This is a genomic window from Bartonella sp. LB28NMGDW (assembly GCF_042194435.1).
In the GTDB taxonomy this organism is placed as follows: domain Bacteria; phylum Pseudomonadota; class Alphaproteobacteria; order Rhizobiales; family Rhizobiaceae; genus Bartonella; species Bartonella grahamii.
The window spans coordinates 1-10,554 of record NZ_JBHIMX010000008.1 but is presented as its reverse complement, the minus strand read 5'-3'; the positions used below and the strand labels follow the sequence as shown (position 1 = coordinate 10,554).

12 protein-coding genes are annotated in these 10,554 nt (G+C 39.4%); 4 read left to right on the top strand and 8 right to left on the bottom strand.

Annotation, left to right across the window (positions count from 1 at the left end):
- Nucleotides 1-735 precede the first annotated feature (735 nt).
- Complete coding sequence (locus ACFIKG_RS05965; RefSeq protein WP_375625339.1) at nt 736-1,059, top strand: hypothetical protein; 324 nt, start codon at nt 736-738, stop codon at nt 1,057-1,059.
- A gap of 263 nt (nt 1,060-1,322) precedes the next feature.
- Here ACFIKG_RS05965 and ACFIKG_RS05960 read toward each other — a convergent pair whose 3' ends face one another.
- From ACFIKG_RS05960 to ACFIKG_RS05925, 8 genes are all read right to left on the bottom strand, one after another.
- The gene (locus ACFIKG_RS05960; protein WP_375625338.1) at nt 1,323-1,631 is read right to left on the bottom strand and encodes a hypothetical protein; all 309 of its coding nucleotides are present in this window, start codon (nt 1,629-1,631) and stop codon (nt 1,323-1,325) included.
- A gap of 485 nt (nt 1,632-2,116) precedes the next feature.
- On the bottom strand, nt 2,117-3,277 hold the full coding sequence (locus ACFIKG_RS05955; protein WP_375651911.1) for a DUF6990 domain-containing protein: 1,161 nt from the start codon (nt 3,275-3,277) through the stop codon (nt 2,117-2,119).
- Between the two features lie 17 nt (nt 3,278-3,294).
- Nucleotides 3,295-3,666, bottom strand: coding sequence for a hypothetical protein (locus ACFIKG_RS05950; protein WP_375625336.1), 372 nt, complete (start codon nt 3,664-3,666; stop codon nt 3,295-3,297).
- An 805-nt stretch (nt 3,667-4,471) separates the two neighbouring features.
- A complete protein-coding gene (locus ACFIKG_RS05945) occupies nt 4,472-4,756 on the bottom strand; it encodes a hypothetical protein (protein WP_375648448.1) in 285 nt (94 codons plus the stop codon).
- Nucleotides 4,757-5,280: 524 nt separating this feature from the next.
- Nucleotides 5,281-5,880, bottom strand: a complete 600-nt coding sequence (locus ACFIKG_RS05940; protein ID WP_375626416.1) for a hypothetical protein — start codon at nt 5,878-5,880, stop codon at nt 5,281-5,283.
- A 292-nt stretch (nt 5,881-6,172) separates the two neighbouring features.
- Nucleotides 6,173-6,802, bottom strand: a complete 630-nt coding sequence (locus ACFIKG_RS05935; RefSeq protein WP_375651910.1) for a hypothetical protein — start codon at nt 6,800-6,802, stop codon at nt 6,173-6,175.
- 298 nt (nt 6,803-7,100) lie between these two features.
- The gene (locus ACFIKG_RS05930) at nt 7,101-7,634 is read right to left on the bottom strand and encodes a hypothetical protein (protein ID WP_375648451.1); all 534 of its coding nucleotides are present in this window, start codon (nt 7,632-7,634) and stop codon (nt 7,101-7,103) included.
- A 428-nt stretch (nt 7,635-8,062) separates the two neighbouring features.
- Nucleotides 8,063-8,302 (bottom strand): hypothetical protein, encoded by a 240-nt coding sequence (locus ACFIKG_RS05925; RefSeq protein WP_375651909.1) that lies wholly within the window; start codon nt 8,300-8,302, stop codon nt 8,063-8,065.
- A 388-nt stretch (nt 8,303-8,690) separates the two neighbouring features.
- On the opposite strand from ACFIKG_RS05925, the gene ACFIKG_RS05920 reads away from it, so the two are divergent.
- From ACFIKG_RS05920 to ACFIKG_RS05910, 3 genes are read left to right on the top strand one after another with little or no spacing between them, the layout of a single operon-like run.
- Nucleotides 8,691-8,978 carry an NADPH-dependent FMN reductase gene (locus tag ACFIKG_RS05920; RefSeq protein ID WP_375651908.1) on the top strand — a complete coding sequence of 96 codons (288 nt, stop codon included), beginning with the start codon at nt 8,691-8,693 and terminating at the stop codon, nt 8,976-8,978.
- On the top strand, nt 8,956-9,255 hold the full coding sequence (locus ACFIKG_RS05915; RefSeq protein ID WP_375651907.1) for an NADPH-dependent FMN reductase: 300 nt from the start codon (nt 8,956-8,958) through the stop codon (nt 9,253-9,255). The genes ACFIKG_RS05920 and ACFIKG_RS05915 overlap by 23 nt, the downstream gene beginning before the upstream one ends.
- Before the next feature lie 18 nt (nt 9,256-9,273).
- Nucleotides 9,274-9,789 carry a short-chain dehydrogenase gene (locus tag ACFIKG_RS05910; protein ID WP_375625331.1) on the top strand — a complete coding sequence of 172 codons (516 nt, stop codon included), beginning with the start codon at nt 9,274-9,276 and terminating at the stop codon, nt 9,787-9,789.
- Nucleotides 9,790-10,554: the final 765 nt, after the last annotated feature.

The following is a 10,554-nucleotide window of genomic DNA, read 5'->3' as shown; positions in this document are numbered from 1 at the left end:
GTATCCAAACTGTAGAGGATGCACTCCGCCCTCATAAAGAGTGCATCCTTCCCCTCAACGGATACTGCCCAACCCTCGATAAAGCAGTATCCAAACTGTAGAGGATGCACTCCGCGCCTTCAAAAGAGTGCATCCTTCCCCTCAAAGATACTGCCCAACCCTCATGAAAGCAGTATCCAAACTGTAGAGGATGCACTCCGCCCTCAAAAAGAGTGCATCCTTCCCCTCAAAAGATACTGCCCAACCCTCATAAGGCAGTATCCAAACTGTAGAGGATGCACTCCGCCCTCAAAAAGAGTGCATCCTTCCCCTCAACGGATACTGCCCAACCCTCGATAAAACAGTATCCAAACTGTAGAGGATGCACTCCGCCCTCATAAAGAGTGCATCCTTCCCCTCAACGGGTTTTACTCAACTTTCATCGTATTTCATTCTTATGAACCCTCATTTTATGAATCCTTAGTCAAAGGCACAAAAAAGAAGTTTGCTAGCAACTATTGTATCACCCACCTTATGGGATTCCACTTGCCTACAGAGCTTTCAAACTTTTTTACGCCTTCATAAAATCGAATCTGAAAGAATTCATTAAGGCAATTAAGGGTAAATTTTGTCAAAATATAGACAAACTTTATTCTTTTTTATGACTGTTGTATTTTTACTATAGTTATTTAAATCGAATTTATGTATGATACATATCGATATTTATTTATCGAAATAAATATAGGAGAAAAAACTATGAATATCAGATATTTTTTCATAGCGGGGGCAATTACAAGTGGTTTAGCTCTCGCGATTCAAAAATCTGATCGTATAGTCAATAAAGAACCCTCTCCTATTGTTGCACCTTATACTATTGAGAAAACAAATTTACAGTTTGTTAAACAAGTAAGGGACACATCGGATACATTGAATATACTGAGAGTCAGTAATAGAAGCGCCTCAGAACAAGCATCAATAAACGATATATACGAAAAAGGAAAAAGTTTATTGAATGCAATAGCTGGTTTTTTAGGATCAATTATTATATATTTTATACAATTGGTTTCCGCTAGAGTATAAGATACAAAAATTTCTTAAAATAAGGTTATATACATTTTGTGTATATTGTAAAATTTAAATAAAAAGGCCCTTTTAAAATGGGGCCTTTTTTAGTTTAATTTTTCCGATGTTTTAATTTAATTTTTATTGTGTTTTTATTTGTTCAATATCACCGCCTTCAAAAATGACATTTTTTACTTGTCCCACATCTCAAATAATGAGGGCTTTTCCCTTAAGCCCCCCCATAGGCGCTTTAGTCAACGGACTTCCCCATAGCGCTTTAGTCAATGAGGGTCCACAATCCTTTTGTTCTTCTTGTTCTTCCAAAAAATTCTCCTATTTTCAAGAAAATGACCCTGCAACCCCACTTCAATAGGATTCATTTCAAAGCTTGAATGAACAAGGCTCCTAAAAATACGAAAACAACCCATATACCGCGCCCCCCTACAAGCAAAACCATTCTTTGAACTTCCTCGCAATTTCAAACGATAAAGTAAGTCCCAAGCGCTCACTCTAGGCTCTAAATCCCATGGGCTCTTATTCCCTTTAATCAATACTAATCCATAATCGGCTTTTCTTCCACTCAATGCCATCTTCAACACTGCTCCTTAGAGCAATATTTACGGACAACCCATAAAAGAGCACCAAAACACCTCAAAGGTAAAAAAGCTTAACACTACTCAAAAATGACATTTTCTACCCTTCCTCACATCTCAAATAATGAGGACTCTCCTTTTAAGCTCACCCCACAGCGCTTTAGTCGACAGAGCTTCCCTCCATAGGCGCTTTAGTCAATGGACTTCCCCCTCATAGCACTTGAATAAGCGATAATTTATGAGCATTTTCTAACAAAACAAAGGAACCGTCTTTAAGAAGATAGCAGAATTTATAATCAATTTTTCTCCCCTATTCTTGAGGATCAAGCCATTTTCAGTCTATTTTTTAAAATCTTGGCTATTATTCTTGATTTTTCGAGCCCTTTATTTGGCTCTGGTAAGAAAGGTGTGAAAGCGTCTCAATCATGGCGCTTTCACATCTTTTAAATAAGGGTGCTTTCCTTCAACAGGAGAGTACAACACTAATCAATTTTTATATCCATAAATGCAGGTTCACCATCTTTAATATAAGTAATATCAGGAGCATGTTTTACCCCCTCTGCTTCAATCACGAGCTGTTCATCACTCACATCAAATCCTTGTTCCCTTAATTCTTGTTTTTTCTCCTCGACTAATTTTTTATGAAAAGCGCGTTTTTGATTACACGTATTAGGAGATCTCACTCTAAAAAGCTGATAGTCCATGGCTATAGACCACTTCTCAGCAACCCGTTCCAGCAGATCGTAACTGAACTTTGCTTCCCTTTTCACTTCTTGAGCGATCATTAAAGCGCGTTCCAAATGAACTTTTTCAATGGTTTCATCAAAGCCAAGCTTCTCCCCTGCCGTAAAACTTTCGTCATAAGAAGCTAAAGTCTCAACATCACCAAGTAAGGCAAGAGCAGCAAGATGCAGCAAAGCATAAGGTGCAAGCTCTATGTCATCATCCGTTGCCCAAGATAAAGAGTCTTTTTCCCAAGGAGGAATACCATATTGAGAGCGAAACATTTCATGCAAAGAATCACTTTCCATTGTCCATTTTAAAGTTTTATCGAGTGCTTTCTTTAAACGCTGGGCGCTCACTTTTTCTTCAAAAATTTCCAATCCATTGGGTACAAAATTCATAAATACCGTTGGCACAACCCCAGAATTATGAGGATTAATCGTCTGACAAGCCGCCGCAAAAATACCGCTCATAATTAAAAGTCCGCGATCAAAGGGCGAAAATTCTTCCACTCGTTGCTCGTTATAGAGAAACTGCACTTCACGATCTGGTAAAAAGAGGGTTGCCAAATAATCTCCCTTTCCCTCGATTTCCACCGACCATCCCAAGCTTTTTAAAAGCCCCGTTGCACTTTCTATCGTGAGAATTTCATCATCATCATAATCGGCAGAGAACTCTTTTTCCTTTAGTTGCAAACGCCTCTTCTGCACCACGGCTTCATCTTTCCAAAACTGCTGCGTTGCAAGATCATTTTCTTTAAGCACTCTTTCCAGCTCGCCTTTCACTTGGAAATTCATTTTCATCCGTTTAAAGACAGAGGTATAAAGAGCTAAAACAAGCATGATAATGATCATGCAAATAACAATCATCACCCAGAATCCGGGATCTAATAGAAGTACGGCTATAGGATCACTGTTCATTTTTCCCCTCTCAGTCTTTAAAAAAGCCCGTGCGACAGAGAGCTTATGTGCTCTCGCACCGAGATTGCTTCTTCTAGTTTCTGAATATTTTTGTACAACTCACCCGTCACTTTGGTGCGAAGCCATAACATCACCGGAATAAAAATAATAACACAAACCGTTATGATGTCCGTTGTTTTAAAGAGAACGGCATGCACAACATATTGCCACCCTGTCAGCTGCCAATTCAATACACCTGGTATTTCTATAACCATTTTCCACATGATAATGAGAACAGCAATAGCAAAGATAATTTTATAATCCTTTGCTGAGAGCAACACTTGCTGGAGCGAAAAAGAATGCGCTCCTTTATGCGTTTCTTGCTCTGATGCCCAATTTTGCTCCTTCATGTATTCCCCTCTCACTCTTTGAAAAGACCCGTGCGACAGAGAGCTTATTTGCTATCACACAGAGATTGCCTCTTCTCGTTTCTAGATCTTTTTTCCAATTTACGCATTATGATGATGCAAAACCCAAATACCACCGGAATAAAGAAAAGTACACAGGCCATTATGGTTTGCGTCATAATAAAAATAATAATATTCGTGGTACCTTGCTACCCTCTTACCTTCCTCACACCTCAAACAGTGAAGATTTTCAAACCACGCCAATCTGTAACCGATAGCCACAATTCAGCTTTTTTCCCAAAAATTCTCCTATTTTCAAGAAAATGACCCTACATCCCCTACATCATCGGATTTACTTCCAAATCTCTATGAAGCAGACTGAAAAACACAAAATACCATAAATTTTTGTATCAATATCACCATACTAAAACGCTGTTGAGGCTTAGCAAGTGCTTCTTAATTGGCAAAGACTACTTAAAAAGACAAAAAAACATCTCAAAGACAAAAGAGCTTAACACTACTTAAAAATGACATTTTTTACCCTTCCTCACATTTCAAACGATAAAGTAAGTCCCAAGCGCTCACTCTAGGCTCTAAACCCCATGGGCTCTCATGTAATAACGCTTTTATCAATACTAATCCATAATCGGCTTTTCTTTCACTCAATGCCACCCTCAACACTGCTCCTTAGAGCAATATTTACGGACAACCCATGAAAGAGCACCAAAACATATCAGAGGCAAAATGGTATAGAGAGAAATCCCTATAAAGGCTGAATCTCTCATAATTTCTTCATTATTTTTCCCTCTCATGACTTCTCAAACGCTGTATCCTGTTCTTGCAAGACGTTTTTCAGTTCTTTTCTTAAGCAGCAATACGTTCTCACCTGCTTAAAGACACCATAATAAAGTTGTAAAATCATCATAGGAATACAAGCAACCCACAGTGTCACGAACAGAAGCACGAGACCGAATATTGTAACAAGAATATCACTCCATTTTTCTCTATCGCCTTTTTTATACCAATCCTTTTGATCGGTTATTTTACCCCGTTGCTGGTTTATTTCTTTCAATTTTTGAGTATTTTTTCTCAACAAAAGCCACAATGTTATGAAGAGTATGTACAGAACTGGAAACAAGACCCAAACACACACTGTAATAACTTGCCAAAACGCACACAGAGAGAGAAAAAGGGGTGTATCCTGCCACCCTGTCAAGTTCTCTTGGCTACCCAAGGATGGGAAAAATAAAATCCTGTTGCACAACTCAATAATGAGCGAGAGGAACCAAATGACAACACACTCTCGCACAGAAAAATAATCTTTCCCAGAAAAATAGCGTAGTTCATTATAAAATGCTAAATAAAATGCTGAATTTTTCCCCTTCATTGCTCTTCCTTTTTTTATGAAAAACGCATTTTTTATCTCATGCCCGCTCTTTTAAGAACCACGAAAAGTGCGATGCATGGCGCTTCCCTTATTTTCAACAAAAAACCCAAACTTTCTAAAAGCGCGGTTGCTCTTCCAAATGATGAAGAGCAGCCTCCTCATTACAAAAGAAAATAGACTCTCTTCTTTGCCTGATGATTTTCCAACCATCCAATCCCCTCTTCTCTATGTCACGAGCTTCTAAACATTGTCTCTTCCCCCTCACGATAGCTACAAAAGCGCCTTGTCACTCTCTTTATCTTACGTTTTAGTAGCCGTCTCATTCTACGATACTTTCTCACCTGCTTAAAGACACCATAATAAAGTTGTAAAATCCCCACGGGAATAGCAGCAAACCACACTGTCACGAACACAAGCACGAAACTGAATATTGTAACAAGAATATCGTCCATTTTCCACTTCACACTTTCTTTATATCGATCCTTTTGATCGGTTATTTTACCCCGTTGCTGATCTATTCCTTTCAATTTCCGAATATTTTTTACCAACAAACGCCGCAATATGAAGCAGAGTATAAACATAACTGGGAACAAGACCCAAACACACACTGTAATAACTTTCCAAAACGCATACAGAGAGAGAAAAAGAGGTGTATCCCACCACCCTGTCAAGTTCTCTTTGCTACCCAAAGATGAGAGAAAGAAAATCCTGTTCCATAGCTCAATAATGAGGGAGAGGAAACAAATGACAACATGCTCTTGCACAGAAAAATAATCTTTCTCGAAAAAATGGCGCAGTCCATTATAAAATGCTGAATTTTTCCCCTTCATTGCTCTTCCTTTTTTTATGAAAAACGCATTTTTTATCTCATGCCCGCTCTTTTAAGAACCACGAAAAGTGCGATGCATAGCGCTTGCCTTATTTTCAACAAAAAACCCAAACTTTCTAAAAGCGCTATTGCTCTTCCAAATGATGAAGAGCAGCCTCCTCATTACAAAAGAAAATAGACTATCCCCTTTGCCTGATGATTTTCCAACCATCCCCTCTTCTCTATGTCACGAGAGCTTCTAAACATTGCCTCTTCCCCCTCACGATAGCTACAACAGTGCCTTGTCACTCTCTTTATCTTACGCGTTTTAGTAGCCGTCTCATTCTACGATACTTTCTCACCTGCTTAAAGACACCATAATAAAGTTCTAAAATCATCATGGGAATACAAGCAACCCACAGTGTCACGCACATAAGCACGAAAGCAAATATCATGACAAGAATATCGTCCATTTTCCAGTTCACACTTTCTTTATACCGATCCTTTTTATCGGTTATTTTACCCCGTTGCTGATCTATTCCTTTCAATTTCCGAATATTTTTTACCAACAAAAACCACAATATGATGCCGAGTATCAACATAACTGGGAACAAGACCAAAACACACACTATAATAACTTTCCAAAACGCATACAAAGAGAGAAAAAGAGGTGTATCCCACCACCCTGTCCGTTCTCCATTGCTACCCAAGGATAGGAGAAAGAAAATCCTGTTCCATAACTCAAGAGAGAAAATGTTGTACTCTTTGCTATCCAAGGATGAGAGAGAGAGAATCCTGTTCCACAGCTCAAGAAAGAAAATCCTGTTCCATAGCTCAATAATGAGGGAGAGGAAACAAATGACAACACGCTCTCGCACAGAAAAAACACTTTTTTCGAAAAAATAGCGCAGTCCATTATAAAATGCTGAATTTTTCCCCTTCATTGCTCTTCCTTTTTTTATGAAAAATACATTTTTTTATCTCATGCCCGCTCTTTTAAGAACCACTAAAAGTGCGATGCATAGCGCTTGCCTTATTTTCAACAAAAAACCCAAACTTTCTAAAAGCGCGGTTGCTCTTCCAAATGATTAAGAGCAGCCTCCTCCTCATTACAAAAGAAAATAGACTCTCTTCTTTGCCTGATGATTTTCCAACCATTCAGCCCCTCTTCTCTATGTCACGAGCTTCCAAACATTGCCTCTTCCCCCTCACGATAGCTACAACAGCGCCTTGTCACTCTCTTTATCTTACGCGTTTTAATGCCCGTCTCACTTTACGATACGTTCTCACCTGCTTGAAAACAAAATAGTAAAATTCTAAAATGAGCATGACAACACCCGCAGGAAAAAAGACGTCTAGCAGAAATATCAACCAAAAGTATACAATAAAAAAACAGCTTATTTTTTCTCTATCCTTTTTTACTGGATTATTTTGTTGATCGGTTGTGTGACCCCGTTGCTGGATAACCTCTTCTAACTGCTGAATCTTTTTTTTCAACAAATACGTTAAGATGAGATAAAGCACCAATAAAACAGGCATCAAGGCAACAACACACACCATGATGACTTCACGCAGCACAAAGAGCGCCAAAAGAGTGCTATCCTGCGATACACTCAACGACCACTTGGATTCTAATGGGATCAAAAGAGCTTTATGACCTATCCCAATAAGGATAGAAATAAGACAAATGATAATATGATCTTTATAAGAACGAGATGATTTTCCAAAAAGAACAGAGCACAGTTTGTTATAAAATGTGGAATTTTCCCCCTTCATTTGCTCTTCCTTTTTATACAACTGTTTGTCCTTGACTTTTATAAGGACACAAACAATCTCTCAAGTAAAATTCCGTCCATTATCGTCAGACAGAATACCCCAGAGAACACTCGTATTGTATATTTATATTGCCAATACTTTTGCCAATACACGTGCTTGTTTTAAAGAAACACCTCTCAACACTTCTAAACCAACGCGCGTACACCCCATTTCATGAACAGCACCCATGAAGGGGATAACAATAGCGCCCTCATGAATATATCCCCCTTACTATAAACTCTATCACCCCTATTGTTTCAATAAAAAGTATAACCCAGCACCATTCACATGCGCCGCCCACCGCATCTACGATACCCATACCCTCCCCTTGCGACAAGCCATACTCGTTCCTCTACGAGATTACCCATTTACCCTAGGCGCGCGCTCTCCTACAACAAAACCTGCCCCTTACAACAAGCCATACCCGCCCGCACCCTACAAACAGCCATACCGCGCACCCTACAACAGCCATATCTAGCTTCGACAACAGCCCTTATCTCTTGAAAAGATAGAAGCATTTTTATTCTTTTATCAATTGTTTTCCGCCCCCCCTGTTTTCCGCCCCCCCCATTTAAGACATGAAAAAAGTCACTTCCATTGATGCGCAAATGATCGCGCAATAAGAGCATTTGAAATGAGAAAATCTTACAACTCTCTTATTCCAATTAAAAAGGATCAATGATCATTATAAATCAAAATATGACGATATCTTCCATTTTTCATTAGGGATCTTGCAAGCCAATAGCTCAGAATATATTCATAAAAACGCTTCTAACACAGTGAGACAGCCACTATTTTTGAGATCACGCGTTTTAATATTAATGAAAGCACTAACATTCTCTTCAAGTTTGAGGTGTTGTTTTGTCAACAATCTTGTTAGCATGGATTGATTCTATAACTATGCGGTATCATCACAATTGCTCTCTATGGACAGCATAATGATCGCTTCATTTTACTCACAATTCTTTATAAGCCTTGCGTTATAGGCTTGTCTGGAAAAGATAAAGGAAAATCCTATTGAATATAGCAATTATTTTGGGGTCTGTGCGTCAACCTTCATTAACACGAACTTTAGCCAGTTATTTAGCAGATTGCCTCATGAAGCGGGGTGCATCACTTCATTGGGTTGATTTGCGTGAACAACCGTTGCCGATAACAGATCCAGATTATCATCAGCAGGTAGAGGCTAATCCAAGTGCTGCGGTTCGTGAGTTTGTAAAAACCATTGCAGCGGCTGATGGCGTTATTCTAGCAAGCCCCGTTTATCAAGGGTCTTATTCGGGTGTTTTTAAAAAATGCTCTTGATAATTTGAGCTATAATGCCTTTTTAAATAAACCTGTTGGGCTTATCTCTCATGGAAGTACCGCCAAAAAATGCGCACAACCGTGTGAACATTTATTGCCGTTGGTGCGCACGCTTTATGGTTATGCACTCCAATGTCAAATCGCCTCTTCCCCCGAAGATTTTTCCTCAGATGATGACGGTCGTACTTGGAAAGTTATCAGTGAAGAGATACAAACACGTTGTGAAAGGCTTGCTGATGAAATGTGTACATTTTTAAAGCACCGTGGTGTGATTTAAAGCAATAAGGGAGGGGACTTGAAAAAAAAGGATGCGCACTATCGTTATCTAGTGGTAGGGGGCACAGGGATGCTTGCGCCTTTGTGTCAGTCACTTGAGCCGCAAGAAGTGATTATTGCTGCACGCTTTCTTTCCCATAAAGTCCAGCTTGAGGCATTGCAAAAACAGCATATGTGTGTGCCATTGAATTATGATTGTGCGGCATCAAAGGCGCAATTTTTAGAAGCTGTGAAGCAATGGCATGATCTAAAATATTGCATATTATGGATTCATTCGTCCGCCCATGCATTTTCTTGCGCATTAATTGAGCAGTTAGCTCTTTTGCCTAAACCGCCATGTATTCTTCATATTTTTGGTTCCAACACGCATGATCAAATGGTCCTCGAATGCGCGCGCAAAAACAAGGTTGATTTTATCCCCATTCAATTAGGACAAAAAACAACCCCAAAAGGTTCACGATGGCTGACTCATCAGGAGATAAGCCAACAGGTACTGGATGCCATAAAAAACCATATGAATAAACAAAACTTATGATCAGTACCTATGCTTTTCAAAGAAGCCATGCCCTTCAATCTCTATCCATACCCGAACACCCTCTTGAATAGCCCATACTCTTTACATCATAGGCTTTGCGAACGAACAATCCCCCTCCCTTACGCCTCTCAAACAGTATCCTTATATCAAAAGCCCCAAAACCAAACGTTTTTTACCCCTGGGCTTATCCCCCTCTGACGGTTTATAAAATTCACACGGACTTATTCTCTTCTCACGCGACTTAGACAGCATAATCTTATAAGGCGTCATAGTATAAAGCTTAAAACAGCAAATTGTGTTTAGAATTTTTTTGTCTATTTTAAAGCTGACCTTTCTCCCCACACCTCCAAGAACGACAGTTTCTACGGAACAATGGTTTCTACGCAACGTAAGGTTCCCACGAAAATCTTCTCTTTCAGCAGTCCAAATTTTAGCGGGTTTGCTTCCCTCTCATAGTCGTCCCGTCATGACTTATACTCGACAAGCTTTTTTAAAGAAATTTCAATGCGCTCCTAAAAAAAACACTTCAACGTACTTCGCACCCTCTTTATCCCAAGCACCCCAAAACCCTCACGGCTCTTCACCAACCACACATCTGCGCCTTTACAGTTCCACGTTTTTACGATTTTGCAAATTCACAGAAAAAAAGCAAACTGCCGATAAACAGCCCCATTGAAACCTATCACCAGCCTATCACAAATCTATCACTGACCTATCACCAGCCTATTACTTGCCACCAGCCCTTTTCACCCAACGCCCTCCATT

Bases quoted from the DNA above. Each gene is read 5' to 3' on its own strand.
- ACFIKG_RS05940 (WP_375626416.1), bottom strand. From the start codon at position 5,880: ATGAAGGGGAAAAATTCAGCATTTTATAATGGACTGCGCCATTTTTTC.
- ACFIKG_RS05950 (WP_375625336.1), bottom strand. From the start codon at position 3,666: ATGAAGGAGCAAAATTGGGCATCAGAGCAAGAAACGCATAAAGGAGCG.
- ACFIKG_RS05930 (WP_375648451.1), bottom strand. From the start codon at position 7,634: ATGAAGGGGGAAAATTCCACATTTTATAACAAACTGTGCTCTGTTCTT.
- ACFIKG_RS05955 (WP_375651911.1), bottom strand. From the start codon at position 3,277: ATGAACAGTGATCCTATAGCCGTACTTCTATTAGATCCCGGATTCTGG.
- ACFIKG_RS05960 (WP_375625338.1), bottom strand. From the start codon at position 1,631: ATGGCATTGAGTGGAAGAAAAGCCGATTATGGATTAGTATTGATTAAA.
- ACFIKG_RS05965 (WP_375625339.1), top strand. From the start codon at position 736: ATGAATATCAGATATTTTTTCATAGCGGGGGCAATTACAAGTGGTTTA.
- ACFIKG_RS05925 (WP_375651909.1), bottom strand. From the start codon at position 8,302: ATGCTCTTATTGCGCGATCATTTGCGCATCAATGGAAGTGACTTTTTT.
- ACFIKG_RS05935 (WP_375651910.1), bottom strand. From the start codon at position 6,802: ATGAAGGGGAAAAATTCAGCATTTTATAATGGACTGCGCTATTTTTTC.